This is a genomic window from Euzebya sp. (assembly GCF_964222135.1).
GTDB lineage: Bacteria > Actinomycetota > Nitriliruptoria > Euzebyales > Euzebyaceae > Euzebya.
The window spans coordinates 1-26,153 of sequence record NZ_CAXQBR010000098.1 but is presented as its reverse complement, the minus strand read 5'-3'; the positions used below and the strand labels follow the sequence as shown (position 1 = coordinate 26,153).

General features: G+C 72.7%; 22 protein-coding genes and 1 pseudogene. 14 read left to right on the top strand and 9 right to left on the bottom strand.

Annotation, left to right across the window (positions count from 1 at the left end; genetic code table 11):
- Window positions 1-52: 52 nt before the first annotated feature.
- Complete coding sequence (locus ACEQ2X_RS21685; protein WP_370327966.1) at window positions 53-892, top strand: EamA family transporter; 840 nt, start codon at window positions 53-55, stop codon at window positions 890-892.
- Here the strand turns inward: ACEQ2X_RS21685 and ACEQ2X_RS21680 are convergent.
- A complete protein-coding gene (locus tag ACEQ2X_RS21680; protein ID WP_370327965.1) occupies window positions 879-3,749 on the bottom strand; it encodes a DEAD/DEAH box helicase in 2,871 nt (956 codons plus the stop codon). The genes ACEQ2X_RS21685 and ACEQ2X_RS21680 overlap by 14 nt on opposite strands.
- Window positions 3,750-3,926: 177 nt before the next feature.
- Entirely contained in the window at window positions 3,927-5,870 is a 1,944-nt protein-coding gene (locus tag ACEQ2X_RS21675) for an acyl-CoA dehydrogenase (RefSeq protein WP_370327987.1), read from the bottom strand.
- Between the two features lie 127 nt (window positions 5,871-5,997).
- Here ACEQ2X_RS21675 and ACEQ2X_RS21670 point away from each other — a divergent pair, with 127 nt between their 5' ends.
- Together ACEQ2X_RS21670 and tig are read left to right on the top strand one after the other, a co-directional pair.
- A complete protein-coding gene (locus ACEQ2X_RS21670) occupies window positions 5,998-6,195 on the top strand; it encodes a hypothetical protein (protein ID WP_370327964.1) in 198 nt (65 codons plus the stop codon).
- Window positions 6,196-6,253: 58 nt separating this feature from the next.
- Entirely contained in the window at window positions 6,254-7,747 is a 1,494-nt protein-coding gene (gene tig / locus ACEQ2X_RS21665; protein ID WP_370327963.1) for a trigger factor, read from the top strand.
- Between the two features lie 3 nt (window positions 7,748-7,750).
- Here tig and ACEQ2X_RS21660 read toward each other — a convergent pair whose 3' ends face one another.
- On the bottom strand, window positions 7,751-9,007 hold the full coding sequence (locus ACEQ2X_RS21660; protein WP_370327962.1) for a hypothetical protein: 1,257 nt from the start codon (window positions 9,005-9,007) through the stop codon (window positions 7,751-7,753).
- Between the two features lie 58 nt (window positions 9,008-9,065).
- Between ACEQ2X_RS21660 and clpP the strand changes: the two genes are divergently transcribed.
- Window positions 9,066-9,680 carry an ATP-dependent Clp endopeptidase proteolytic subunit ClpP gene (gene clpP, locus ACEQ2X_RS21655; protein WP_370327986.1) on the top strand — a complete coding sequence of 205 codons (615 nt, stop codon included), beginning with the start codon at window positions 9,066-9,068 and terminating at the stop codon, window positions 9,678-9,680.
- 146 nt (window positions 9,681-9,826) lie between these two features.
- On the top strand, window positions 9,827-11,110 hold the full coding sequence (gene clpX, locus ACEQ2X_RS21650) for an ATP-dependent Clp protease ATP-binding subunit ClpX (RefSeq protein WP_370327961.1): 1,284 nt from the start codon (window positions 9,827-9,829) through the stop codon (window positions 11,108-11,110).
- A 196-nt stretch (window positions 11,111-11,306) separates the two neighbouring features.
- Here the strand turns inward: clpX and ACEQ2X_RS21645 are convergent, their stop codons facing one another.
- From ACEQ2X_RS21645 to ACEQ2X_RS21630, 4 genes are all read right to left on the bottom strand, one after another.
- On the bottom strand, window positions 11,307-11,771 hold the full coding sequence (locus tag ACEQ2X_RS21645; RefSeq protein ID WP_370327960.1) for a hypothetical protein: 465 nt from the start codon (window positions 11,769-11,771) through the stop codon (window positions 11,307-11,309).
- A 37-nt stretch (window positions 11,772-11,808) separates the two neighbouring features.
- Window positions 11,809-12,351, bottom strand: a complete 543-nt coding sequence (locus tag ACEQ2X_RS21640) for a GNAT family N-acetyltransferase (RefSeq protein WP_370327959.1) — start codon at window positions 12,349-12,351, stop codon at window positions 11,809-11,811.
- Between the two features lies 1 nt (window position 12,352).
- Window positions 12,353-12,775 (bottom strand): hypothetical protein, encoded by a 423-nt coding sequence (locus tag ACEQ2X_RS21635; RefSeq protein ID WP_370327958.1) that lies wholly within the window; start codon window positions 12,773-12,775, stop codon window positions 12,353-12,355.
- Window positions 12,776-12,856: 81 nt separating this feature from the next.
- The gene (locus tag ACEQ2X_RS21630) at window positions 12,857-14,119 is read right to left on the bottom strand and encodes a hypothetical protein (protein ID WP_370327957.1); all 1,263 of its coding nucleotides are present in this window, start codon (window positions 14,117-14,119) and stop codon (window positions 12,857-12,859) included.
- Window positions 14,120-14,157: 38 nt separating this feature from the next.
- Between ACEQ2X_RS21630 and ACEQ2X_RS21625 the strand changes: the two genes are divergently transcribed.
- From ACEQ2X_RS21625 to ACEQ2X_RS21615, 3 genes are read left to right on the top strand one after another with little or no spacing between them, the layout of a single operon-like run.
- Complete coding sequence (locus tag ACEQ2X_RS21625; RefSeq protein WP_370327956.1) at window positions 14,158-16,830, top strand: valine--tRNA ligase; 2,673 nt, start codon at window positions 14,158-14,160, stop codon at window positions 16,828-16,830.
- Between the two features lie 2 nt (window positions 16,831-16,832).
- Window positions 16,833-17,765: a hypothetical protein gene (locus ACEQ2X_RS21620; RefSeq protein WP_370327955.1), complete on the top strand. Its 933-nt coding sequence runs from the start codon at window positions 16,833-16,835 to the stop codon at window positions 17,763-17,765.
- Window positions 17,766-17,778: 13 nt separating this feature from the next.
- Window positions 17,779-19,119 carry a folylpolyglutamate synthase/dihydrofolate synthase family protein gene (locus tag ACEQ2X_RS21615; RefSeq protein ID WP_370327954.1) on the top strand — a complete coding sequence of 447 codons (1,341 nt, stop codon included), beginning with the start codon at window positions 17,779-17,781 and terminating at the stop codon, window positions 19,117-19,119.
- 184 nt (window positions 19,120-19,303) lie between these two features.
- Here ACEQ2X_RS21615 and ACEQ2X_RS21610 read toward each other — a convergent pair whose 3' ends face one another.
- A complete protein-coding gene (locus tag ACEQ2X_RS21610) occupies window positions 19,304-20,353 on the bottom strand; it encodes a phosphotransferase family protein (protein WP_370327953.1) in 1,050 nt (349 codons plus the stop codon).
- 87 nt (window positions 20,354-20,440) lie between these two features.
- Here ACEQ2X_RS21610 and ndk point away from each other — a divergent pair, with 87 nt between their 5' ends.
- A complete protein-coding gene (ndk, locus tag ACEQ2X_RS21605; RefSeq protein WP_370327952.1) occupies window positions 20,441-20,851 on the top strand; it encodes a nucleoside-diphosphate kinase in 411 nt (136 codons plus the stop codon).
- A gap of 171 nt (window positions 20,852-21,022) precedes the next feature.
- Window positions 21,023-21,823 (top strand): YceI family protein, encoded by an 801-nt coding sequence (locus ACEQ2X_RS21600; RefSeq protein ID WP_370327951.1) that lies wholly within the window; start codon window positions 21,023-21,025, stop codon window positions 21,821-21,823.
- Between the two features lies 1 nt (window position 21,824).
- Here ACEQ2X_RS21600 and ACEQ2X_RS21595 read toward each other — a convergent pair whose 3' ends face one another.
- The gene (locus ACEQ2X_RS21595; RefSeq protein WP_370327950.1) at window positions 21,825-22,331 is read right to left on the bottom strand and encodes a ferritin; all 507 of its coding nucleotides are present in this window, start codon (window positions 22,329-22,331) and stop codon (window positions 21,825-21,827) included.
- Between the two features lie 166 nt (window positions 22,332-22,497).
- On the opposite strand from ACEQ2X_RS21595, the gene ACEQ2X_RS21590 reads away from it, so the two are divergent.
- The 4 genes and pseudogenes from ACEQ2X_RS21590 to ACEQ2X_RS21575 all read left to right on the top strand — a co-directional run.
- On the top strand, window positions 22,498-23,556 hold the full coding sequence (locus tag ACEQ2X_RS21590; RefSeq protein WP_370327949.1) for a rod shape-determining protein: 1,059 nt from the start codon (window positions 22,498-22,500) through the stop codon (window positions 23,554-23,556).
- Window positions 23,557-23,563: 7 nt separating this feature from the next.
- Window positions 23,564-24,577, top strand: coding sequence for a rod shape-determining protein MreC (locus tag ACEQ2X_RS21585; protein ID WP_370327948.1), 1,014 nt, complete (start codon window positions 23,564-23,566; stop codon window positions 24,575-24,577).
- 3 nt (window positions 24,578-24,580) lie between these two features.
- Entirely contained in the window at window positions 24,581-25,090 is a 510-nt protein-coding gene (gene mreD, locus ACEQ2X_RS21580) for a rod shape-determining protein MreD (RefSeq protein ID WP_370327947.1), read from the top strand.
- Between the two features lie 105 nt (window positions 25,091-25,195).
- A pseudogene (locus ACEQ2X_RS21575) lies at window positions 25,196-26,153 on the top strand (hypothetical protein); the annotation flags it as partial.

Genomic DNA, 26,153 nt, shown 5'->3' with positions numbered 1-26,153 from the left:
CGACCGGACCGTACTGTCGTGATCCACTGTACTGGACCTGGAGAACACTTCGATGACCGCTCTGCTGCTCTCGTTGGGGTCGGCCGCCACCTTCGGCGCCGCCGACTTCCTTGGCGGCCTGGCCAGCCGCAAGGCGCACGCGATCCCCGTCGCGCTGCTCAGCCAGGTCGTCGGGCTGGTCGTCCTGCTGGGGGCGATGCTGGTGCTCCCGGGCCGGCTCTCGGCCGCCGCCTTCGCCTGGGGGCTGGCGGCGGGGCTCGGCGGCGCGGGTGGCCTGATGCTGTACTTCCGGGCGCTCAGCATCGGCGCGATGGGGGTCACCGCCCCGGTGGCGTCGCTGGTCGGCGCGGCGATCCCGGTCGGTGTCGGCCTCGGGCTGGGCGAGCGCCCGGAGATCACCGCAGCTGCCGGGATCGTCCTCGGCGTGGTCGCGACCGTCCTGGTGTCCCGGCCGGCCGACGCCGACCCGACGGCCGATCCCGCGGCGCAGCGCGCCGGTCTCATCGCCGCGGCGGCTGCGGGCGTGCTGTTCGGGTTCTTCTTCGTCGCCCTCGACCGCGCTCCTGACGACTCGGGTCTGTGGCCGCTCGTGGGCGCGCGCGTCGCCGGCATGGCGTTGCTGCTCGGCGTGCTGGCCCTGCGGCGCCCCGCCCGCCCAGCCCGTGACGCGGTGGGGTTCGCCACCGTGTCCGGGCTGCTCGACATGGCCGCGAACGTGCTGTTCCTGCTGGCGACGCGTGAGGGGCTGTTGGTCCTGACCTCGGTCGTGACCGGCCTCTACCCGGTGGGGGTGGTCGTGCTCGCCTGGCTGGTGCTGCGCGAACGGCTGGGCCGCGTCCAGCTGCTGGGCGTCGGCCTGGCGCTGTCGGGGACCGCGCTCATCGCGATGTGACCGGTGGGGTGCCGCTGAGGGCGTGGTGGCGCAGCTGCACCGCGACCTCGCCCAGGCGGTCGCCCCAGACGTGCTCGAGGACCGTCGCGACCGACCAGCCGGCCTGGCGCAGCTCCAGGTGGCGCCGGATGTGGTCGTGGGGGCCGCCGGGGTGCACGGACGTCTCGACCGCGAGGGCTGGGTCGGCGTCGAGGACGCACAGGTCCACGGCGTGCCGCCCGACGCGGTACGGGGCGCCCACCGACAGCCCGGCGTCGACGAGGGCGCCGGACAGCCGGACGGTCCAGGACGTCCCGCGGACCGGGGCGGTGGCGGCACCGGGCGGCCGGTCCGACTCGACGAGGTACGCCCCGATCAGGGACCCGTCCGGCGGGTCGGCCGAGACCAGCCACTCGATGCGGCGCCGCGCGCGGGTCGCCATGACGGCGAACAGGTGCGGGTCGTCGGCGAATCGCCACACCGCCGGGCCGTCACCGGTCCCGATGCCGAGGGACACGATGACGACGTCGCGCTCCATGCCCTGGAACGCGTGGACCGTCCCGACGCGCAGGCCGAGCTCGCGGATCCCGACGTGGCGGAGCCGGTCGAGGGCGGCTTGCTCGATGGCGTCGGCCTGCGCGCGGAACGGCGAGATGACGCCGACGCTGTCCGCTCCCGCGGCGTGCAGCGCCGCCAGGCGGTCGAGGACCGCGTCGACCTCGGCGGCGACGACCTTGTCCGGGCCGCGCGCGTCGTCGAGGCGCGTCACGTCGATCAGGTCCTCGTCGGCGTTGGCAGGTGTCGCGGTGACCAGCGCGACCGTGCCGTCGTAGAGCTCGCGCCCGACGAAGTCGAAGAGGTGGGGGCCCGATCGGAAGTGCTCGTCGAGCTGGCGCACCGGCGCGGTCGAGGCCGCGACGTCGAAGATCGAGTTGGCCCTCGCGTCGAGCTTGGCGGCGAGCGCCGGCGAGGCGTCCGGCAGGTGCGCGGCGCGTGCCGCATCGACAGCGGCGGTCGGCAGGAACGACACGTGGCGCAGCTGCTGGGGATCGCCCACGACGACCGCACGCTGGCCCCGCAGCAGTGCGGTCGCCGCACGCGGCTGGTCGATCGAGGACGCCTCGTCGAGGATCACCAGGTCGAACAGGGCGGGGTGCATCGGCAGGAGGTCGTCGATGTCCCCGAGCGTCCCGACCCAGACCGGGAGGGCGGTGGTGACGTGGCGACCCAGCTCGGCGAGCTTGGCGCGCCGCGTGGCCCGTCCCGACCGCAGCGCGGGGGCCAGCGCGCCGCGGGCACCGCGGACCTCCCGGGTGAGCCGCCGCTCGTCGCGGGCGAGCGCATCCATCCACTCCCCGGTCAGGTGCTCGAGGCGGTCCTGGGCCGCCAGCAGGCTGTCGAGGCCCAGACCCGCATCCAGGCGCCCCGCCCCGTCGACCAACCCGCGGGTGGCGATCGCCAGCGCGATCGCGTCGTACAGGTCCGCCCGGTCCGGCGGGGTGCTGGTGCCGAGCAGCTCGACCAGGCGCCGCCAGCGCCGGCGTCGGCCGAACTGGTGCCAGGCGGGCGGCTGCAGACGGGTCTCCGCGGCGAGCGTCGCCACCTCGTGGAGGCTGACGTCGGGCCGGCCGAGGCCGGGCAGCCGGTCCCGCAACGCGCGGGCGCGGGCGTGGTCGCCGAGCAGCTCGAGGCCGTGGAGGGCGCGGGCCAGGTCCGTCCACAGCTCGTCGCGCCGCTCCAGCGCCTCGGCCATCGCGGCGTGACGCCGGTCGGTCTCCGCACCGGGGATCGGGGTCGGGCGTCCGGCGGCGAGGCGCCGTGACAGGTCGTAGCGGTCGTGGACCGAGCCGAACCGGACCGGGTCCGGGCCCGGCCGCGCGGCGACCAGCTCGCTGACGGCCTGCACGGTCGCCGGGGACTTCGCCGCCACCAGCACCGAGCGGCCGTGCGCCACCGCGTCACCGACGATCGCGGCGATCGTGTGGGTCTTGCCGGTGCCCGGTGCTCCGGAGATCACCGTGACCGGCGCGGTCCGCGCCTCGACGACGCAGCGGTGCTGGGCCACGGTCAGCCGGTACGCGCTCGGGATGTCGTCGCCGGGCTGCGCCGGCGGTCCTCCGCGGTCGAGGTACAGGGCGTGCAGGGCCGTCCAGGTGTTCCCGATCCGCTCGTGCCACAGCCTGAGCGACCCGGCGGCGCTGAAGTCCGGTCGCGTCTCGGCTGCGTAGATCCCGAGTCCCACGACGATGCGCGGATCCTCCCGCTCGGCGAACCAGGCCGGGGTCGAGTGGGCCGACGTCATCCGGGTCGCCGGCAACCCGGCGGCGGCCGCCGCCTGCTCGGCGAACGCCCGCAGGTTGGGCATGTGGTGGATCATGGCGGCGGGCGCGTCGGGCCCCATGCCGGCGAAGACGCCCCCGCCGAGCGCGCCGACGACGCGCGCTTCGAGCTGCAGGCGGGTCGTGTGGTCCTCGATCAGCGGGCTGACCAGCAGGTCCCCGGTGACCGTGGCCGCTTCGTCGCGCATCACGACCTCGGCGGTGACGAGCGGTTCGAAGGCGGTGACGGTCCCGCCGTCGCCGTCCGGGAAGCGCCCCGCGGCCCACAGCCAGCCGAGGCGCAGGTTGTTCTCGCCGGGACGGATGGCGTCGATGGCCGCGAGGTGCTGCACGACCTGTCGACGGCCGATCTCGAGGGGGATTCCGGCGTCCGGGTTGGCGAGGGCACGCAGGTTCGACAGCGGGAGCCAGCGGAAGGTCGCCGGCGGCGCCGACGGGCGCGTGCGACGACCACCGCCGGACTCGGTGTCCGCGAGGTCCGCCAGGACCGACAGGACCCCGTGGATGCCGCTCGGCACCGGGGCGTGGACGGGTTGCATCAGCCGCGGAGGCTACGTCGGACGGCGGTGGATGCGTACGTACATGGGGGGAGGAAGAGCATCACGACGTGTCATCGCGGGCGCGGCGGTGATCGGTGACACTGGTCGGCGGTCTCACACCACGGGCCCCGGAGCGCGCCCGACCCCCGCGCGTGCCGGTGGTCCGCTCCTGCGCGGTCAGGTCGCGCCGTACCCCGCCCCCGGCTGGGCGATCGGGGCGGTGAGCTGCTCCTCCGGCACGCCGAACGCCTCGACGAGCGCGGCGGCGTGGGGGCGCAGCTCCGCACAGAGCTCGTTGACGCGGCGGATGACCATCTTCGCCCTGGTCGCGCTCAGCCGGCCGTGCTCGAGGAACCACGCCCGGTCAGCCTCGATGACGCTCAGGGCGTGCAGCTCGCACAGCTGCTCGAGGACCTCCCGGGCCGGTCCCTCCTCGACCTCGCCGACCGCGGTGACGAAGGCCTCGAGCACGAGGCGGTCGATGTGGGCCCGGGCCGCCGCGAGCACGTGGTCCTGGCAGTCGTTGAACACCTCGAACGGGTCGCCGCCGTCGGACTGGATCCCCGCCCGCAGTCGCCGCGCGACCCCGTCGAGGATGTGCTCCTCCCGGAAGCTGAGCAGCTGCAGGTGGTACCCGGCGTCCCCCAGGTGCGCCTCCTCCTCACGACCGGGGACGCGGTCGATGAGGGACTGGACCAGCCGCCGCGCGGCGGTGCGCTCGATGACCACGTCGGTCACCAGGTCCGCGACGAACCGGGCCGTGCCGATCGCGTCGAGGTTGCTGACCTCCTCCCGGTAGTCCGTCAGCAACCCCTTCGCGACCAGCTGGAGGAGGACCGTGTTGTCGCCCTCGAAGGTCGTGAACACGTCGGTGTCGGCCTTCAGCTGCGGCAGCAGGTTCTCCGCCAGGTAGCCCGCCCCGCCGCAGGCCTCACGACAGGTCTGGATCGTGTGGGTGGCGTGCCAGGTCGCGACGGCCTTGACGCCGGCGGCGCGGGACTCGAGCAGGCGGCGCTCCCGCTCGTCGCCCTCGCCGAGGCTGAAGATCCGGTGGAGCTCGTCGACGTCCTCGGTCTGCACGCACTGCAGGGCGTAGGTGGTGGCGATCGCCGGCAGCAGCCGCCGCTGGTGCACGCGGTAGTCGAGGATCCGCACCTCGGTGTCCGACCCCGGCGCCCCGAACTGGCGGCGCTGCAGGCCGTAGCGGACCGCGATGGCGAGCGCCCGCTTGGTCGCCCCGATCGCCCCGCCGGCCACGCTGATCCGGCCCTGGATGAGGGTCCCGATCGTGGTGAAGAACCGCTTGGTGTCCCCCTCGATCGACGAGCGGTAGGTGCCGTCGTCCTCGACGGTCGCGAACTGGTCGAGCAGGTCCTCCTTCGGGATCCGCACCCCGTCGAAGGCCAGCCGCCCGTTGTCGACGCCGTTCAACCCCGCCTTGTGCCCGTCGTCCTCCACGGTCACGCCGGGCCGCTCCGCGCCTGCGGTCCCCTCGCGGATCGGGACGACGAAGGCGTGGACGCCGTGGGACTCCCCGCCGGTGACGAGCTGGGCGAACACCACCGCGGTCGATGCGTGGACCGCGGCGTTGCCGATGTAGTCCTTCCACGCCTCCCGGTCGGGTGTGTCGATCACGAACTCGCGGGTGTCCGGGTCGTAGGTGGCGGTGGTCCGCAGCTGCTGGACGTTCGAGCCGTGACCGGTCTCGGTCATCGCGAAGCACCCGACGAGGTCGCAGCTGATCACGCCGGGGAGGTACGCGCGGTGGTGGCGCTCGGTGCCGAGGTGCTGGATCGCCCCGCCGAACAACCCGAACTGCACGCCGGCCTTCACCAGCAGCGACAGGTCGCCCATCGCGAGGGTCTCGAAGGCCGTCACGTAGGAGCCGATGTCGGCCTCGCCGCCCACCGACGTGGGGAACCCGACGGCGGTGCCGCCCTCCTTGCGGGCCAGCGTCTGGAGCTGGGAGAAGACCCGCTCGCGGTACGCCGCGTCGTCGAGGTCGACCACCGGCGCGAACTCCGGGGAACGGAGCACCTGCTCGCGGACCTCGTCCCGCGCCCACGCCCGCTCCCCGTCGAGGAACCCCCGCAGATCGCCCACCAGCCCCGTCGTGACCATCCCGCTCATGTCGTCTCCCTGACTGCCTCACCAACTGCTGATCGGCCTGCACCCTACGCCCTCCCCCTCCGCCCCAAACCACGAGGGACTCCGGTCCGGCAGACGCATGCTAGGCACACTGGGGCGCATGCCCGTCCCCGTCCCCGAGACCATCACCTGCGTCGAGTGCCGCGGCACCTGCCACCGGCTCGGCCACGCGCCCGAGGAGGGGTTCGAGCCGGGCGACTGGGTCGCCTACCGCTGCGCGGACTGCCTGGACCGGTTCGACCTCGAGGTCGCCGACCCCGCCGACGACGAGCCCGAGAGCAGCCGCTGGGCCGACTGACGTCCTCGGGCGAGCGCGTAGCATTCCGCGCTCAGCCGACTCCCCGAGGACACCCACCGTGGTCACCACCGCTGTCGAGAAGATCGACGACACCACCGTCAAGCTCTCCATCACCGTCGAAGCCGATCGCGTCACGCGGGCGATCGACGACGCGACCCGCCGGCTCGCCGGCTCGGTGAAGATCCCCGGATTCCGTCCCGGGAAGGCGCCCCTCAAGGTGCTCGAGTCCCGCCTGGGCAAGGGCGCGGTCCTCGAGGAGGCCGCACGTGACGCGTTCCCGGCGTTCTACTCCGAGGCCCTCCAGGAGGCGGAGATCGAGCCGGTCGGCCAGCCCCGCTTCGACGTCGAGTCCTTCGAGCGCGGTCAGGAGGGGATCCTGACCGCCACGGTCGACGTGCGCCCGGCCTTCGATGTCCCCGAGTACGCCGGGATGACCATCGAGCACCCCGAGTGGGAGGTCACCGACGACGAGGTCGACGCGAAGCTCGACGACATGCGCGAGCGCTTCGCCGAGGTGGACACCGTCGAGCGCCCCGCCCAGCCCGGCGACTTCGTCACCGTGACCCTCACCGGCAAGCGGCCCGACGGCACCGTCGTCGACGAGGTGTCGGTCGAGGACCAGCTCTACCAGATCCCCGCGGACGAGACGGACTCCGAGCTCGACAAGGCGCTGGTGGGCGCCGAGGCGGGGGCCATCGTCAGCTTCAGCGACGAGCTCGGACCGGACTACCCCGAGGAGCTGGCCGGCCTGCAGCTCGACTTCACCGCGATCGTCAAGGAGGTCAAGACCAAGACCCTCCCCGACCTCGACGACGACTTCGCGCTGACCGCCAGCGAGTTCGACACCATCGACGAGCTGCGGGCCGACGTCCGCGAGCAGCTGAGCACCGAGAAGCTGCAGATGGCCAGGGCGAACCTGCGCGGCACGGTCGTCGAGGCCGTGGCGGACCTCGTCGAGATCCCGCTGCCGGAGTCGCTGGTCGAGGAGGAGCAGCGGTTCCGCCTCAACCGCATCGCCCACCAGGCGGAGCAGAGCGGCATCGACTTCGAGCAGTTCATCCAGATCGTGGCGGGCGGCGACCCGCAGGTCCTGATCGACCAGCTGCGCGCCGAGGCCGAGCAGACCGTGAAGGCCCAGCTCGTCGTCGACGAGATCGGCCAGGCGGCCGGCATCACCGTCGAGCAGGCCGACCTCGGCCACGAGGTGACGCGCCAGGCGATGCGGTTGGGCCGCGACCCCCAGGAGCTCGCGCAGCTGATGACCCAGCCCGACCGCATCGGCGCGCTCTACGCCGACGCGTACCGGCGCAAGACGATCGACCACATCCTCGCGTCCGTCGAGATCACCAACGTCCCGCCGGAGCCCGAGCCCGACGAGCTCGACGAGGCGTTGGCCACGCCCGACGACACGGTCGTGACCGACGTCGAGGCCCCGGTGGCGCCCGACGCCGCCGCGTCCCCGGACTCCCCCGACTCCCCGGATTCGCCCGACTCCCCGGACTCTCCCGACTCTCCCGACTCCGTCGACTCACCCGAGGACGACGAGGAGTAGGCCCTACCTCCCAGGATCGACCACGGCGAGCGCCGTGCACGTGACCGCGTCGACGACCACCTCCACGGGCGCGCCGCGGCCGGCCAGATCGTCCAGCGCGGCCAGGTCGTCGACGCCCCCGACGTCGACGGCGGTCTGACCGGTCACGGGGACCGCGGTGCGGGCCGGGTCCCCGCCCGTGGGGAACGCAGCCCGGCAGCCCGCGGCCCCTCCGCCCGGGAGCGCCGCCAGGTCGGCCAGGCCGATCCGCGGGTCCTCGGCGGTCCACGAGGTCACCAGACGGCCGCGGTGGCGCTCGGTTCCGCGCAGCGACGACCCGTGCCAGCTGCTGTCCGCCAGCACCGCCGCGCGGGCGACCGCCCCGTTGGCGAAGCGGACCGCCAGCGGCCCGCCGATCGCCGTCGCCACGCCGCCCACATCCGCGGGTTCGAACCCGAAGCCGACCTCGACGTCCTCCCTCGGTGACGGGCACGACGGGGTGAGCCCGGCGGCCGGCGCCTCGTCGCACCAGGTCACGCTCCCGTCGGAGGCGATGAGCAGCCACCCGTCGGTGATCTGCCACCCGGCGGCCTCGGGATCGACCGGCCCGGCGAGGAAGGAGTGGTCCACGACCCGGCGGAACGGCTCGTCGCCCGTGCGGCCTCCCGGCGGGTCAGCCGTCAGTCGGCACGACGGGGAGGGCGTGGCGGCCTGGAGGTACGGCCGATCCTCGACCTGCCACGGACGGAGGGGTTGGACGGCGCCGACGACGATCGGGTCCTCGGGATCGGTCCGGCCCTCGACGACCTCCACCTGCCGGTGGACGAGGTCGTCGACGGCGGTGCGCTCGGCGAACGCCGCCGCCCCCGGGTCCCGTCCGGCGGTGGAGGAGGGGAGCCGCCGCCCGCGGCTGTCGTACAGCGGCCCGTGGTGGGCGGCCACGAACTGCTGGGACGCGGCGCACCACGCGACCAGCTCGGTGATCGGCCCCTCCACCTCCGGCGTGAACGCCTGGATGACGTCGAGGACCGGTCCCTCCCCTCCCTCCGGGGTCGGCCCGTGGACGACGAACACCGGTGTCCCGTTGGCCAGCCGGTCGGCGCGGACGGTCTCGAAGGCGGGGATCGCGAGCACGTCGGTCGCGGTCGCCCGGCCGGTCGAGCGCGCCAGCCCGACCACGCCGACCAGCACCGCGACGACCACCAGGACCAGCCCCAGGCGGTGTCGCCGGGTCGGCCCGGGAAGCCGCTCCGCGCCGGGCTCGCGCACCGTGTCCGCCATGGGCGGCGACGCTATCGTGGCGACTCGCCGACCACCGCCAGGAGCGAGCCCCTTGGACATCTCGAGCTACGTCGTCCCGACCGTCATCGAGCAGACGAACCGCGGCGAGCGGGCGTTCGACATCTACTCGCGGCTGCTCAAGGACCGGATCATCTTCCTCGGCACGCCGATCAACGACGAGATCGCGAACCTGATCATGGCCCAGCTCCTCCACCTGGAGGGCGAGGACCCCGAGAAGGACATCAACCTGTACATCAACTCCCCGGGCGGGTCGGTCACCAGCGCCCTCGGCATCTACGACACGATGACCTTCATCAAGCCGAAGGTGTCGACGATCTGCATGGGCCAGGCCGCGTCGGCGGCGGCGATCCTGCTCGCGGCGGGGGAGAAGGGCAAGCGCTTCGCGCTGCCGCACGCGCGCGTGCTGATCCACCAGCCCCACGGCGGTGCGGAGGGCCAGTCCACCGACATCGAGATCGCCGCCCGCGAGGTCCAGCGGATCCGGGACCTGCTCGACGAGATCCTCGCCACCTCCACGGGTCAGCCCAAGGAGAAGATCACCGAGGACACCGACCGCGACTTCATCATGAACGCCCAGGAGGCCGTCGAGTACGGCATCGTCGACCGCGTCCTCGCCTCCCGCGCGGAGCAGGGCGAGCGGAGCATGATGTAGGACCCCTCACACGGGGGGTGCGTCGGCCGATCAGAGGGAGAAACCGTCGTTCGGGCCATCGGCGTGACACACGACGGCGTTACGATGGCGCCGGCCGGTCCCGGACGGGCAGCGGCTGATCACGAGATCGAGAGGGACAGAGCGCGATGGCCAAGTTCGGCGAAGGGGGCGACCTGCTGAAGTGCTCCTTCTGCGGGCACACCCAGAAGCAGGTCAAGAAGCTCATCGCCGGGCCCGGGGTCTACATCTGCGACGAGTGCATCGACCTCTGCAACGAGATCATCGAGGAGGAGTTCGCCGAGACGCCCGAGGTGGCGTCGGGGGACCTCCCCAAGCCGCGGGAGATCTTCGAGTTCCTCAACGGCTACGTGGTGGGCCAGGACCCGGCGAAGCGGACGCTCGCCGTCGCGGTCTACAACCACTACAAGCGCATCCGCGCCGCCAGCGGCACCCGGCCGGGTGCCGGGTCGAAGTCCGGTGACGTCGAGATCGCGAAGTCGAACATCCTGATGCTCGGCCCGACCGGCTCGGGCAAGACCCTGCTGGCCCAGACCCTCGCCCGCCTGCTCGACGTGCCGTTCGCCATCGCCGACGCGACCGCGCTGACCGAGGCCGGCTACGTCGGGGAGGACGTCGAGAACATCCTCCTGAAGCTGATCCAGGCGGCGGACTTCGACGTCAAGAAGGCCGAGACGGGGATCATCTACGTCGACGAGGTCGACAAGATCGCCCGGAAGTCCGAGAACCCCTCGATCACGCGGGACGTGTCCGGTGAGGGCGTCCAGCAGGCGCTCCTGAAGATCCTCGAGGGCACGGTGGCGAGCGTGCCGCCCCAGGGCGGGCGGAAGCACCCCCACCAGGAGTTCATCCAGATCGACACCACGAACGTGCTGTTCATCTGCGGCGGCGCGTTCGCCGGCCTCGAGGACATCATCGAGCGCCGCCTCGGCCGGACCGTCGTCGGGTTCGGCGCGGACATCGCGGTCGCCGACGACCAGGACCCGAGCGCCCTCCACGCCGAGGTGCTGCCCGAGGACCTGCTCAAGTTCGGTCTGATCCCCGAGTTCGTCGGCCGCCTGCCGGTGGTGACGAACGTGTCGAAGCTGGACCGCGAGGCGCTCATCCAGATCCTGACCGAGCCGAAGAACGCGCTGGTCAAGCAGTACCAGAAGCAGTTCGAGTTCGACGGGGTCGAGCTCGAGTTCACCGACGACGCCCTCGAGGAGATCGCCGACCTGGCGATCCTCCGCGGCACCGGTGCGCGCGGCCTGCGGGCCATCCTCGAGGAGGTGCTCCTCAACACGATGTACGAGGTGCCCTCGATGACCGACGTCTCGCAGGTGATCATCACCGGCGAGGTCGTCCGCGAGAAGGCCAACCCGACGCTCGTGCCCGCGAAGGAGCTCGAGCAGCGCCGCCGCTCGGCGTAACCCTCAGGGGGAGGGTGAGGACCGGCGCAGCCGCGTCTGCGCACCCGCCGGCGCGGACCCCCCCCGGGATGGACTCGACACCGCCGGGGCTGACGGGTCACGCTCAGGAGGTCACTGTGACCTCAGGTGTGGTCGCGCGCCCCACCTGTGACACGGTCACGCGCAGCGGGATGTCGAATCCATCGCCAGTGGGGGTTCAGACGTCGGTGGGACGCTCGAGGTCGTCCTCGCGTCGGATGACCTCGTGCTCGGTGGTGCCGGGCACGTCGTCGGTGGCCTCGGGCCGGATGGCGGCCTCCTCGGCGGCGACCGGGGCGGTGGGCTGGCCGGTGTCGTCGACGTGGGGCTCGGCGACCGGGGACTCGGCCACGAGGTCCTTCTCCCGGTCGAGGCCGTCGTCGTCGGCGTCGTCCTGGAGCGGCACCGCGGGCGTGTCCTCGGCGGGGGTCCGCGCTGCGCCGGCGTCATCGGGCAGCTCGCGTGAGAGCCGGTCGTCGAGCGACTCCCCCTCCGCCATCTCGCGGGCGGTCGTGCCGTGCTCGAACGAGGCGGTCGGGCGGTCCGGGAACTCCGTCGGCACCTTGTCGGCGTCGAGGCGCTCGCCTGGCTGGTCGGTGTCGTCGACGACGTCGTCGGTGACGGTCGGGTCGAAGTCGCTCATGTGAGCGTCGTACCCCGTGGCGGTGCCCGACGACACGTCAGGCTGGTGGTGGCAGGGCGCGCCCGTGCTCGTGGGAGAGGAGGGCCCAGCGCTCGTGGTCCCGCCATGCGCCGGCGATGCGCAGGTAGTCGGGGCTGAAGCCCTCCTTCCGGAACCCCAGGCGCCGCACGAGGGCGATCGACCGGGCGTTCGCCGGCTGGATGTTGGCCTCGACCCGGTGCAGGCCGACCGGACCGAACAGGTCGTCGAGGACCAGGCGCAGGCCGATGGTCATGAGGCCGCGCCCCGCTGCCGGCGCGAACCCGTAGTAGCCGAGGTAGCAGGAGAGGAACGCCCCGCGGACGATCTCGTTGGCGTTGACCACACCGACCAGCTCGCCGTCCGGCTCGTCCGCGCGGATCAGGTACGACCGGTTGCGGTCGTCGCGACGGGCGATGTACGCGCGGAACGCCTCGGCGGTCGCCGGTGGGCTGACCCACGGGTGGTGCGCCCCGCGGCTGTGCGCCACCGCCTCGAGGAACGCGTCCTCGTCCTCCGCCGTGGGCGGACCGATCCTGACGGGGGGTCGGGCCGCGGCCACCTCAGTCGTCGAGCAGGTCGGGCTCGTCGACGACGTGGACGGCGTCCTCCTCCGCCGACCGCGGGCTGCGCGGCTGGCCGGAGTCGTCGCGATCGGCGTCCCAGCGGGCGCGCAGCGCGGTGAGGTCCTTGACGAGGTCGTGCCCGTCGTCGTCGCCGTCGCTCAGCAGGTCCGGCGACTCGTCGTCGTCCCGGGCGCCCACCGGCAGGTCCTCGGGCTCCTCCCGCCGCAGCCGCCGGTCGAGGGACTCCCGGCGGGCCTGCTCGGCCTCGGTGATGCCGTACTCGCGGGCCGCGAGGGGACGGTCGTCGGGGAACTCCTCGGGGAGCAGATCCGCATCGAGCGCCACCGCGTTGCCCCCACCCCCGTGGAGGCTGCCGTCGTGGTCCCGGTCGGGGGCGATGGTCGGCTCGTGGATGCTCATGTCCCGGTTCTACCGCTCGGAGCGGCTGCCCACCAGAGCCATCGACCACCCGGGGTCATCGACCGGCAGGCGACCGCGGGCTCAGGCCCCCATCCGGTCGAGCACCTGCGGCAGCCGCGGGTCGGCGCGGACCTCGGCGAAGATCGGATCGGTCTCCAGCCGTCGCCGGTCCGCCCAGCCGCGGTCCGCGGCGGTGTAGAGCCACCGCACCGCACCGTCGACGTCCCGCAACCCGGCGCGGGCGGCCGCCGCCGTCACGGCGGGGCGCCAGTCGGTGTCCCCGTCGGCGTTCCACGCCGCCTCGGCCGCCCGCAACGCCGACTCGTACCGGCCGCCCGCCACCAGGGCCGCGCCGGCGTTCGCGAGGGTGCCGGCGTCCAGGCGTCCGCCAGCCTCGCCGAGGGCCTGCTCGAGGTCGCCGTAGCGCCGCGTCCGGGCCAGCACCGCCAGGTACATGCGCGCGCTGGCCGGCGTCGGCCGGTACCGGTGCTCCTGGGCGAGCAGCTCGACCGCCTCGTCCTCACGGCCCTGCTGCAGCGCCTGGTCGGCCAGGCGCATCGCGTGCTGCAGGTGGGGGCCGAGGTCCTCGCCACCCTCCGCGGGGCCCTGGGTTGCGGCCGGGGCCGGCCGGTTGATCGCGCTCAGCCGCCGGACGTTCGCGAGGCCGAGGAAGACCATGATCAGCAGCAGGAAGATCTGCTGGCGCTGCAGGGCCCAGACGCCGATGCCGGCCGCGACGACGACACCGACGGCGGAGGTCACCGTCTTCGCGGCCTTCACCTTGAGCACGTCGAGCAGCGCCTCGAGGGACTGCCCGCCGTCGAGGGGGTGCAGCGGGACGAGGTTCAACAGGCCCCAGCCGACGTTGATGAACAGGAGGTCGAGGAAGATCAGCTCGCTGATCTGGATGTCCGCGATGAAGGGGGCGGACAGTGCGAGCCGCATCAGCTCGGCCACCCCGACGTCATCGAGGCGCGGCAGGGACCACAGGCCGGTCCGCTGGGCGAGCAGCACGATGCCGCCGAGCGCGAAGCCCACACCGGGACCGGCGAGGGTCGACACCAGCCGGCGGCCGGGGGTGAGCCGCCCCGACGCGCTCGTCAGCCCGCCCATCCCGTGGAGGGTGATCGACGGCTGGCGCCCGAAGCCGCGGAACGCGATGGCGTGGCCGAGCTCGTGGGCCAGGATCCCGACGAAGACGAGCGCGATCCACTCGACGACCACGACCACGTCGAGGGACCCGCGGACGGTGGCCCGCTGGACCCCGAACAGCCCCATGATGATCCAGAAGGTCGCATCGACCCGCACGGGGATGCCGCCGAGGCGGAAGGTCAGGCCACGCATGGGGCCAAGGTACTCACCGCCCATACACTGCACGGCCCATGGACCTGCCGAAGAGCTACGACCCGACGGCCCTCGAGTCCGAGCTGTACGCGTGGTGGGCGGACAACGGGCTGTTCCACGCCGAGCCGGATGACGACGGCGAGCCGTACGCGATCGTCATCCCCCCGCCGAACGTCACCGGATCCCTCCACATCGGTCACGCGCTCGACAACACCATCCAGGACGTGCTCATCCGCCGCGCGCGGATGCAGGGCCGGAACGCGGTGTGGCTGCCCGGCACCGACCACGCGGGGATCGCCACCCAGACGGTGGTCGAGCGGCAGCTGGCAGCCGAGGGGCGGACCCGCCACGACCTCGGGCGCGAGGCGTTCGTCGAGCGGGTGTGGGAGTGGCGGGAGCAGTCCGGCGGCACGATCCTGACCCAGCTGCGCCGCCTGGGGGCCAGCTGCGACTGGGAGCGCGAGGCGTTCACGTTCGACGAGCCGCGGTCCGCGGCGGTCCGCAAGGTCTTCTGCGACCTGTACGACGCCGGTCTGATCTACCGGGGCAACCGGCTGATCAACTGGGACCCGAAGGCCAGCACGGCGCTGAGCGACATCGAGGTCGACCACGTCGAGGTCGACGGGACGATGACCCACATGCGCTACCCGGCCGCGGACGGTGGCGAGGGGGTCGTGGTCGCCACCACGCGGCCCGAGACGATGCTCGGCGACACCGCGGTCGCCGTGCACCCCGACGACGAGCGCTACCGCGACCTCATCGGCCAGACCGTCGTGGTGCCCTTCGTCGAGCGGGAGATCCCCGTCATCGCCGACGCCCACGTCGACCCGGCCTTCGGGACCGGCGCGGTGAAGGTCACGCCGGCCCACGACCCCAACGACTACGACATCGGGGTCCGCCACGACCTGCCGATGATCGACGTGATGACCGACGACGCGGTCATCAACGCGAACGGCGGCCCGTACGAGGGGATGGACCGCTTCGACGCCCGCAAGGCGATCCAGGCCGACCTCGAGACCCGCGGGCTGCTCGTCAAGATCGAGCCGCACCGCCACTCCGTGGGCCACTCCTCGCGGACCAACGTCCCGATCGAGCCACGCCTGTCCGACCAGTGGTTCGTCGACGTCGGCCCGCTGGCCGCGACGGCCATCGATACGGTCCGCGAGGGCCGCACGGTGTTCGTGCCCGAGCGCAACACCAAGGGCTTCCTCGACTGGCTGGAGAACCTGCACGACTGGTGCATCTCCCGTCAGCTGTGGTGGGGCCACCGCATCCCCGCCTGGTACGACGCGGACGGTGGCATCCACGTCCTGCGCGAGGACCCGACCGAGGAGCAGATCGCCGAGCTGGGCCTGACCCACCAGGACGAGGACGTCCTCGACACGTGGTTCTCGAGCCAGCTGTGGCCCTTCACGACCCTGGGCTGGCCCGAGGACACCGCCGAGCTGGCGACCTGGTTCCCGACCGACGTCCTCGTCACCGGGTACGACATCAACACCTTCTGGGTCTCCCGCATGCTGATGATCAGCCTGTGGGTCCACGGCGAGGTGCCGTTCCGCACCGTCGTCAACCACGGGCTCGTCCGTGACGCCACCGGCAAGAAGATGTCGAAGTCCTTCGGGAACGTCATCGACCCGTTGGTGCTGATCGACCGCTACGGCGCGGACGCCCTCCGGTTCGCGCTCCTCCGCGCGGCCCCTCCCGGCCAGGACGTCCCCATGGCCGAGGAGTGGGTCGAGGGCGGACGTCGCTTCGCCAACAAGCTGTGGAACGCGGCCCGGCTGGTGGCCGACCGCGCCGGCGACGTCACGCCCGCGGATGGGCTGCCGGCCGACGACGAGCTGCGCATCGAGGACCGCTGGATCCTGAGCCGCCTCGAAGCGGCCCGGGCCGAGGCGGACGCCGCCTACGACGCCCACGACATCGCCCCAGCCGCCCGGGGGCTGTACCACTTCGTGTGGGACGAGTTCGCCGACTGGTACCTCGAGCTCGCCAAGCTGCGCGACGACCGGGCGTGCGCCCAGGTCCTCGTCACCGTGCTCGACCGGTCGCTGCGGCTCCTCCACCCGATCATGCCGTTCGTGACCGAGGCGCTGTGGCGCGGTCTGCACGGCCTGACGCCCGACGACACCGACACCGCGCTGATCCGCGCGGCCTGGCCCGCCGCCGACCGGGGGACCGACCCCGACGCGGAGGCCGCCTTCGCCGCGGTGCAGCAGGTCGTCACCGAGCTGCGGACGCTGCGGGCGGAGTACGGCATGTCGCCGAAGCACCCGATCCGGGTGACCGTGGTGTGCGGCGACGCCGCGCGGGAGCCGCTCGAGGCCGGTGGTGACGGCATCTGCCGGCTGGCCGGCGTCGAGGATCTGCGCTTCGCCGACGCCGCGCCCGACGGCCTGGTCGGCAAGGTCCTCGCCGCCGGGGCCGAGGTCTACGTGTCCCTCGAGGGAATCGTCGACCCCTCCGAGGAGCTCGACCGGCTGCGCGGCGAGCTCGAGCAGGCCCGCGGGGAGCTGCGGCGAGCGGAGGGCAAGCTCGCGAACGAGTCGTTCGTCGCGAAGGCCCCCGACGCGGTGGTCGATGCCGAGCGCCGCAAGGCCGAGGAGTGGACGGCGGCGATCCAGAAGCTGGAGACCCAGCTCGACGAGCTCCTGTCGAAGGTCCAGAGCTCGTCGAAGGTCCAGAGCTCGTCGAAGGTCCAGGACGGGTGAGCGTGGCCGACACCCCGCGCGCCTCGGCAGGTCCCGGGCCGGCCGACGTCGCCGCGCACCTGGAGGCGTTGAACCTCGCCGGACTGGGCTTCGCCGCCAAGCGGTTGCTCGGCCGGGAGCCCGAGCGGGTCACGCAGCAGTTCACGATGTGGGCCCGTCAGGACCTCCCGGGGCTCCCGTCGCTGACCGCGTCGTTCTGGGCGGCGATCGGGCCGCTCGGGGCGGGTCGGCCGCGCACGACCGCGGCTGCGCTCTGCGACCAGGTGCTGCGGGGCAGGGAGGGCGACGCCGCAGTCGCCGGGCGTGCAGCGGCGGACTGCGCGACGGCCAGCCGCGCCCAGTACGCCCGGGCACCTCTCGACGAGGCGGAGGGGGATTCGAGCCTCGAGGCCCGGCAGCGCCGGGCGCTGGTCAAGGCCGTCAAGAACTACTGGCGGGCGGTCGGGCACGTCTACGGCGAGGTGCGCGTCCGCGTGATCAGCGGCGAGCACGACCGCGCCGAGCGGATGGTCCGCAAGGCCGAGCAGGCGCTCGCCGAGCTGGTCGAGCGGATCGCCGTCGCCTCGCGGGCCGTCGCCGCCCACGCCCCGGCCGACGCAGCCCCGGCCGACGCAGCCCCGGCCGACCCCACCCCGGCGAGCGCCGCTCCGGCCGATCCGGCACCGCACGAGACCTACCTTCCCGAGCCCGAGCGGATCCGGTCGCCGCTCGGCGACACCGCTCAGATGCAGACCAGGGCCGAGGCGTTCGCCCGCGCGGAGCGCATCCGCGAGGACCTCGAGGAGGAGCCCGAACCCCTCCCGGTCGAGGTGCTCTCCACCAAGCCGGTCCCGAACCGCATCATCGCGCCGATCGTCTTCCTGCTCGGGATCGCCGGACTGGCCCTGTTCGTCATCTTCCAGGTCCTCAACGCGCCCAACCCGCTGGCGCAGTGACGAGAGCCCACCTGTGACCAGCGACGCCTCGCGCCCGCCCGCCGACGCGATCACCGACCTCCCGTCCGCCGTCGCGGCGCTGGGGGCCCGCTCGGCCGGCCGCATGGTCCCCGACCTCGACCGCATCACCGACCTGGTCGAGCTGCTCGGCCAGCCCCAGACGACCTACGACACGATCCACCTGACCGGCACGAACGGCAAGACCTCCACCACGGCGATCCTGTCGAGCCTGCTGCTGGCCGCCGGGCTGGTCCCCGGGTCCTTCTCGAGCCCGCACCTCCAGGACGTCCGCGAGCGCATCCGCATCGGTGGACGGCCGATCGACGGTGAGGACCTGGCGCGCCACCTGGCCTTCGCGACGCCGTTCCTCGAGGTCGTCGACGCGCGGCACGGCGACGACGTGACGTACTTCGAGGTGCTGACGGCCATCGCCTTCCTGCACTTCGCCGACGTCCCGGTCAACGTCGGGCTGTTCGAGGTCGGGATGGGCGGTACGTGGGACGCCACCAACGTCATCGACGCCGGCGTCGCGGTCCTGCTCCGGGTGGCGCTCGACCACCGCGAGCTCGGCGACACGCCGGCCCAGATCGCGGTCGAGAAGTCCGGGATCATCAAGCCGGACGCCCACGTGGTGTCCGCCGCCCAGGAGCCCGCGGTCGCCGAGGTCATCCGCCAGCGGGCGGACGAGATGAACGCCCAGGTCAAGGTCGCGGGCACCGACTTCGAGCTTCTCGGCCGGACCCCGGCCGTCGGCGGGCAGCAGATCGACCTCCGCGGTGTCCGCGGGGAGTACCACGAGCTGTACCTGCCGCTGTTCGGACGTCACCAGGCCGCCAACGCCGCGATGGCCCTCGCCGCGTTCGAGGCCTACAGCCGGTACGAGATCGAGCTCGAGCGCGACCTGATCCAGGAGGGGTTCGCGAACGCCCGCGTCCCTGGGCGCCTGGAGCCGATCCCGCGGGACGGCCAGAGCCTCGTCCTCCTCGACGGGGCGCACAACGCGTCGGGCATGGCCGCCCTCGCCGAGGCGCTCGGCCAGGACTTCGCCTTCGAGCGCCGCGTCGCGGTCCTCGGGATCCTCGACGACAAGGACGTGGAGGGGATGGTCACCGCCATCGCCCCCGCGGTCGACCACGTCGTCGCGGTCGCCCCGGACAACCGCCGCGCAGCCGATCCCGGCCGGATCGCAGCGGCCTGCGAGGCGGTCGGGCTGTCCGTCGAGGAGGCCGACGACGCCGAGCACGCGATGGACCTGGCCGACGGCGTCACCCGCCCCTCGGACGGGGTGGTCGTCGCCGGGTCGCTGTACCTGGTCGGGGAGGTCCGCTCCATCCTCGACCTCGACCCGGCGTAGGTTCGCCGGCGGCCGCCGGTGAGGGCGGTGGCCGGTGGGTGGTCGGAGTGGGTGCGGTAGCCGCCGGTGGGGGCGGTCGGTGCACCCGGTGGCCGGTGGTCGGGTCGGAGTGGGTGCGGTTGCCGCCGGTGGGGGCGGTTGGTGCACCCGGGCTCTGCGTCCCGGCCCGACCCGCGCCGTCGAACTAGATGCCTGCTTCGTCGGCGAAGGCCGCCGCGCGGTCGAGCATGGTCGGCACGAGGTCCTCGAAGACCCGCCACCCCTCTGCACCCTCGCCATAGGCCCCGGCGAGGTTTCGCTGGTACACGCCCTCGAGGATCGCCGCCTGCCGCCACACCCCGAACGCCAGGTAGTAGCCGACCAGGTCGTCGGGCATCGCCAGGCCTCCCGCCTCCTCGTAGGCCGCCCGGAAGGCGTGGCGGTCGCCGAAGCCCTCGGCGGTCGTCGGTCGCCCGATGACGGCCAGGGCCGGGTCGTCGCCGTCCGCCCAGTACGTCATCGTGATCGCGAGGTCGGCGAGGGGGTCGCCGAGGGTCCACAGCTCCCAGTCCAGCACCGCGGCCACGGTGCCATCCGGGTGCAGGACGACGTTGTCGAGGCGGTAGTCGCCGTGGACGATCGAGACTGCGCGCTGCTCGGGGATGTTGGCGGCCAGCCGGGCGTGGAGCGCCTCCTCGTCGGGGAGCTCCCGCCCCTTCTGGGCGTCGAGCTGCCGCCGCCAGACGTGCAGCTGTCGGGCGAGGTAGTCCTGGCCCTTCAGGTGGGATCCCAGCCCCACCTCGGCCGGGTCGACGGCGTGCATCGCCGCCATGGTCGCTGCCAGGCTGCGGGTAGCTGTGGCGCGCACGCCGACCTCGACGGCCTCGGCATCTTCGGCGGTCCGCAGGATCAGGCCGTCGACGAAGGACATGGCGTAGAACTCCGCGCCGATCACGTCGGGATCGTCGCAGTGCCCGATCATCTGCGGCACGGGGACGGGGGTGTCGGCCAGAGCGTGCATGACCCGGTGCTCACGGCTCATGTCGTGCGCGCCGGGCAGCAGGTTGCCCAGCGGCGGCCGGCGGACGATGAAGGCCCGGCCCTCCGCGTCGACCACCCGGTAGGTCAGGTTCGACCGGCCCCCGGAGATCTGCGAGGCCTCGAGCGGCGGCGTGATCGTGGTGCGGTCACCCATCCAGGCCGCCAGGGCCTCGGTGTCCAGCTGCAGGTCGTCGGTGCGGTCGTCGTGGCGCATTGGGACCCTACGATTCCACACCTCGACCGGCGAGGCGGAACCGGGGAGGTCGGCGGTGATCGCCAGCAGCACATACCCTGCCCGGCGATGAGCACCCAGAGCACCCTGATCCTGATCAAGCCCGACGGCGTCCGGCGCCGACTGATCGGCGAGGTCGTCCGCCGCATCGAGGCCAAGGGCCTGACCATCGACCGGATGGAGCTGCGCACCCTCGAGCGCGAGGTCGCCGAGCAGCACTACGGCGAGCACCGCGAGAAGCCGTTCTTCGGCGAGCTGGTCGACTTCATCACCGGTGGCCCGCTGGTCGCCATGGTCGTGTCGGGGGAGGGGGCCATCGCCGCGATGCGCCAGCTCGCCGGCGCCACGAACCCGCTCGAGGCCGCCCCGGGCTCCATCCGCGGCGAGTTCGCCACCGTGATCGGCGAGAACATCATCCACGGCTCGGACAGCCCCGAGTCGGCGGAGCGAGAGGTGGCCCTGTTCTTCCCCGACGCGTAGCGAGGGGAAGAGCAGGACAGGCCGGGGGGCGATCTCGCCGCGCAGCGGCGTGACCGGGCTTTTTTCCCCGACGCGTAGCGAGGGTCATGGGCCGGCAAAGAGATCGTTCGAACCGGAAAGAGTCCCCGCAGGGTCATCGGCCCGTGACCGCCCGGGGCTAGGTTCTCGCGCATGGACGCGAAGAAGATCACCGGTGTCGTCGCCCTCGTCGCCATCATCGGCATCGGCCTGGTCGTCTGGTACCTCAACCGGCCTGCTGCCGAGGAGGCCAGCATCGAGAACGCCCTCGAGGCGCTGACGCCGACCGAGGGGCCGGTCGACGACGTCGACGCGTTCGCCGCCGGCGACGCCCCGACCGCCTCCCCGTCGGAGTCACAGGCCACCGAGGGGGAGGGCGGGGGCAACGTCGCCGACGTCTCCGGCACCTGGGTGGTGGACACGGAGATCGGGGAGTTCGACTTCGCCGACGCCACCTCCACCTTCGCGGGCTTCCGGGTCGCCGAGGAGCTCCAGCAGGTCGGCCAGACCGAGGCGGTCGGGCGCACGCCGGCCGTCAGCGGCGAGCTCGTCATCGACGGGACGACCGTGACCGACGTCACCGTCGAGGCCGACTTCACCCAGATGGTCTCCGACGTCCCCCGGCGCGACGACGCGATGAAGCGGGCCATGGGTGTGGACGCGCACCCGACCGGGACCTTCACCCTCACCCAGCCCGTCGACCTGGGCGAGATCCCCGCCGAGGGGGAGACGATCACCTTCACCGCCGTGGGGGACCTGACCGTCAACGGCATGACGAACCCCGTCGAGGTGGCGGTGGAGGCCCAGATCGCCGACGGGAACCTCCTCGCGGTCGGCCGTTCCCCCGTGGTCTTCGCCGACTACGGGATCCAGGCGCCCCAGGCCGGGCCGGTCATCTCGATCGCCGACGAGGGGACGATCGAGCTGCAGCTCTGGTTCACGCCGGAGGCCTAGCTCACACCGCCTCGGTCTGGGACGCCCGGCGCCCCGGCAGCTCCCGGTCGAGCATCAGCAGCGCCGACGCGTCGCCCCCGATCATCCGGAGCTCGGCGACGATCGTGCGGACCGCGGACTCCTCGTGCACCTGCTCGTCGAGGAAGCGGGTCAGCAGCGGGACGCTGCGGTAGTCGCGCGCCTCGGTCACCTTGCCGTACAGCTCGGCGATCGCGGCGGTGACCTTCTCCTCGTGCGCCAGGGCGGCCTCGAACGCCGCGACCGCGTCGGTGAAGTCGTGCGCCGGTGCTGACAGGGCCCGCAGGACGACCTGCCCGTCCCGGTCGAGCACGTGGTCGATGAAGATGTCGGCGTGCTCGCGCTCCTCGGCGGCCTGCGCGCGGAACCAGCGGGCCATGCCGGTCAGGTCGCGGGACTCCGCCCAGATGGCGAGCTGGAGGTAGGCCTGGGCCGATTCCTGCTCCAGGGAGATCTGGTGGTTGAAGGCATCGAGGAGCTCGGGGTCCATGGCCTGACGCTAGCGCACCCCGGCTCGGGCGGGCCGCGACCGGGCCGGGTGGGCAGGTGTCCATGCGGCCGACGGCGCGGCCCCGTCCCCCCACGGGATCGCGGGGCTACACTCGCACGACGCGGCGGCCCCGACCGTCGCTGACCGACTTCCCCGGACACCCGTCTTGTCGACTCCTCCCCAGCAGCTCAACACGCTCCCCCTGTTCGGCCGTGACATCGCGGTCGACCTGGGCACCGCGAACACGCTCGTGTACGTGCGCGGCCGGGGCATCGTGCTGAACGAGCCGTCGGTCGTGGCGATCAACACGAAGAACGGCGCGATCCTGGCCGTGGGAGCCGAGGCCAAGCGGATGATCGGCCGCACCCCCGGGCACATCGTCGCCATCCGGCCGCTGAAGGACGGCGTGATCGCCGACTTCGACGTGACCGAGAAGATGCTCAACTACTTCATCCGGAAGGTGCACCGGCGCCGCTACATGACCTGGCTCAACAAGCCGCGCGTCGTGGTGTGCGTCCCCTCCGGCATCACCGGCGTGGAGCAGCGGGCGGTCGAGGAGGCCTCGATCCAGGCGGGCGCGCGGGCCGCCTACATCATCGAGGAGCCGATGGCCGCAGCGATCGGTGCCGGGCTCCCGGTGCACGAGCCCGCCGGGAACATGGTCGTCGACATCGGGGGAGGGACGACCGAGGTGGCGGTGATCTCCCTCGGCGGGATCGTGACGTCGGCGTCGATCCGCATCGGCGGGGACGAGCTCGACGAGTCGATCATCAACTACGTCAAGAAGGAGTACAGCCTGATGCTCGGCGAGCGGACGGCTGAGGAGATCAAGATGGCCATCGGCTCGGCCTTCCCGATGCCGGAGGAGTCCCACGCGGAGATCCGCGGCCGCGACCTGGTCAGCGGGCTGCCGAAGACGATCATCATCTCCGCCGAGGAGATCCGGCGGGCCATCGAGGAGCCGGTCAACTCCATCGTCGATGCGGTGAAGAACACGCTCGACCGCACCCCGCCCGAGCTCGCTGCGGACATCATGGACAAGGGGATCGTCCTCACCGGTGGCGGTGCGCACCTGCAGGGCCTCGACGAGCGGCTGAAGCACGAGACGGGGATGCCCATCCACGTGGCCGACGCGCCCCTCAACTCCGTCGCGATCGGCTCCGGCAAGTGCCTGGAGGAGTTCGAGGCCCTGAAGCGGGTGCTGATCAGCTCCTCGCGGCACTGATCGAGTCGTGAACCGGCGGCGGACGCTGGTCGGGGCGCTCGTCCTGATCGCCCTGGCCTTCATCACCCTCGACTTCCGCGAGACGGGCGGACCGGTGGGTGCGCTGCAGCGCGGCGCGGACGCGGTGTTCTCACCGGTCCAGAGCGGCTTCGCGTCGGTCGTCCGGCCGGTCGGCGACTTCTTCGGCTCGATCCTCGAGATCGGCACGCTCCGCAGCCGCATCGAGCAGCTCGAGGCCGACAACGAGGCGCTCCGCGAGGAGCTGCTGGTGCAGGCCGACCTCGAGCGCCGCCTGTCCGAGGCCGAGGCGCTGCTCGACATGTCGGCAGAGCGGACGGTCGACCTGGTCGGCGCGCGGGTGATCGCCGCGCCACCGGGCACCTTCGAGCGCTCGATCCTGATCGACGTCGGCGCGTCCGAGGGCGTCGTCGACGGGATGGCGGTGGTGAACAGCCGCGGCGTCGTCGGGGTGGTGGTCGAGGTCACCGCCACGCGGGCGCGGGTCAACCTCCTGTCCTCGACCGAGGGTCGCATCACCGTCCGCGTCGCGCAGTCCGGCGACCGCGGCCTGCTGACCGGCCGCGGCAGCGACCTGCTCGAGCTCGAGATGGTCGACGCGGATCCGCGGTTCCCCACCGACGAGACGCCGGTGGTGGTCACCCAGACCTTCCAGGGGTCCCTCATCCCCGGCGGGCTGCCGGTGGGGGTGGTCGAGACCCCACCTGACGGGGACTTCCAGGGCGAGCGCTTCTACGAGGTGCGGCCCTACGTGGACTTCAGCGCCCTGTCCACGGTCGCCGTCGTGGTGGCAGGCCGCGAGAGCGACGGCCAGTTCGACGAGGGCGAGATCATCGACGTGCCGGAGCTGGTCCCCGCGCCCACCGTCGAGCCGCGACCCAACGCGGAGGGCACGCCGATCCCCGGCGTCGACGTCCCCGCCCCGGCGACCGAGGCACCGCAGCCCGGGGCCTCACCCACCGCGGGTGCATCCCCCGATCCCTCCCCGGCGGCGAGCCAGTAGGGCGTGGGAGTCCGCGTCGCGGCCTTCGGGGTGATGATCCTGCTGGCCATCCTGTTGAAGACGACGGTCCTCCCCGCCGTCGCCGTCGCGGGCTTCCGCCCGGACGTCCTGGTCCTCGTCGTCGTCGCGATCGGGTTGGCGGAGGGGCCCGAGAGCGGCGTGCGCGTGGGGTTCGCCGCCGGCCTGGTCCAGGACCTGATCAGCGGCGGCAGCGCCCTCGTCGGCGTCGGCGCCCTGGTGGTCATGGGCGCGGGGTACGCCGCCGGGCGGCTCCGCCCCTACATCGCGGCGTCCGCCCAGACCGGTCCGATCGTGCTCAGCGGGGGACTGACGGCCGCGGCGACGGCGGCCTTCGGCATGCTCGGGCGGATGTTCGGGACCACCGAGCCGACCCTCGGGCGGGTGCTGGTCGCGACGCTGGTGGTCGGGCTGTACTCGGCGGTGGTGTCGCCGCTCGTGCTCCGCCCGGTGAGATCGGTCCTGCGCCAGTTCCCACCGGCCTCCGCGGGCTGATCCGCCTACGGCGATGAGGGCATGGCGCGGCTGCGCCGCCATATGTCCGTTCCGCCCAGTCGTGGCCTCGCTGCGCTCGGGACTGCTCGGTACGGTGGACGACCCGTGCAGCCGACGAACGCCCGACCGCCGATCCCCCGCGAGAGCACTGCGCTGCGCCTGACCTTCCTGGGCGCGCTGGTGGCCGCGCTGTTCGTGCTGCTCGTCGGCCGGCTGTGGTTCCTGCAGGTCATGACCGGTGACCGCTTCGCGACCCGGGCCGAGGACCAGTCGATCCGCACGATCGAGGTGGAGGCGCCGCGAGGGGACATCCTCGATCGCAACGGCCTGCCGATCGTGGACAACCGGTTCGCCCAGGTCGTCAGCGTCCGCCCCGACCAGATGGGTGACGAGGAGACGCAGCGGGAGACGATCCTGGAGCTGTCCCGCATCCTCAACATGCCGCCCGACGAGATCACCGCCCGCATCGAGGACGACCGGGCCGGCCCGTTCGCGAACCGGCCGATCGCCATCGACGTCCCCGACGACGTGATCTTCTACATCCACCAGAACTCGGCGACCCGGTTCCCGGGCGTGATCGCCGAGCGGATCCCGCTGCGCGAGTACCCCCACGGTGACCTCGCCGCCCACGTCATCGGCTACACCGGGCAGATCTCCGCCGAGGAGCTCGAGCAGCCGGAGTACGCCGACTACGACCCGGGCGACATCATCGGCTGGGCCGGCGTGGAGCGCACCTACGAGGACCACCTCCAGGGCACCCCGGGTGAGCGCCGCGTGCGCGTGAACAGCCGCGGCGAGATCATCGAGGACGTCACCGGCCCCGACGCCCCGCAGGCGATGCCGGGCGACACCGTCCAGCTGACCCTCGACCTCGAGGTGCAGCAGGTCGTCGAGGACGCCCTCGCCCGCGGCATCGACCTGGCGCGGGAGACCAACGACAGCGAGAGCGGCGTCGGCCGAGGGGGCACCTTCGAGGCGCCCGCTGGCGCGGCCCTCGTGCTGGACGCCGACACCGGCGAGGTCGTCGCGATGGCGTCCTACCCGACGTTCGAACCCGAGCAGT

Coding starts and splice junctions, on each gene's coding strand:
- ACEQ2X_RS21685 (WP_370327966.1), top strand. CDS start 53: ATGACCGCTCTGCTGCTCTCGTTGGGGTCGGCCGCCACCTTCGGCGCC.
- ACEQ2X_RS21680 (WP_370327965.1), bottom strand. CDS start 3,749: ATGCAACCCGTCCACGCCCCGGTGCCGAGCGGCATCCACGGGGTCCTG.
- ACEQ2X_RS21675 (WP_370327987.1), bottom strand. CDS start 5,870: ATGGTCACGACGGGGCTGGTGGGCGATCTGCGGGGGTTCCTCGACGGG.
- ACEQ2X_RS21670 (WP_370327964.1), top strand. CDS start 5,998: ATGCCCGTCCCCGTCCCCGAGACCATCACCTGCGTCGAGTGCCGCGGC.
- ACEQ2X_RS21660 (WP_370327962.1), bottom strand. CDS start 9,007: ATGGCGGACACGGTGCGCGAGCCCGGCGCGGAGCGGCTTCCCGGGCCG.
- clpX (WP_370327961.1), top strand. CDS start 9,827: ATGGCCAAGTTCGGCGAAGGGGGCGACCTGCTGAAGTGCTCCTTCTGC.
- ACEQ2X_RS21645 (WP_370327960.1), bottom strand. CDS start 11,771: ATGAGCGACTTCGACCCGACCGTCACCGACGACGTCGTCGACGACACC.
- ACEQ2X_RS21635 (WP_370327958.1), bottom strand. CDS start 12,775: ATGAGCATCCACGAGCCGACCATCGCCCCCGACCGGGACCACGACGGC.
- ACEQ2X_RS21630 (WP_370327957.1), bottom strand. CDS start 14,119: ATGCGTGGCCTGACCTTCCGCCTCGGCGGCATCCCCGTGCGGGTCGAT.
- ACEQ2X_RS21625 (WP_370327956.1), top strand. CDS start 14,158: ATGGACCTGCCGAAGAGCTACGACCCGACGGCCCTCGAGTCCGAGCTG.
- ACEQ2X_RS21610 (WP_370327953.1), bottom strand. CDS start 20,353: ATGCGCCACGACGACCGCACCGACGACCTGCAGCTGGACACCGAGGCC.
- ndk (WP_370327952.1), top strand. CDS start 20,441: ATGAGCACCCAGAGCACCCTGATCCTGATCAAGCCCGACGGCGTCCGG.
- ACEQ2X_RS21600 (WP_370327951.1), top strand. CDS start 21,023: ATGGACGCGAAGAAGATCACCGGTGTCGTCGCCCTCGTCGCCATCATC.
- ACEQ2X_RS21595 (WP_370327950.1), bottom strand. CDS start 22,331: ATGGACCCCGAGCTCCTCGATGCCTTCAACCACCAGATCTCCCTGGAG.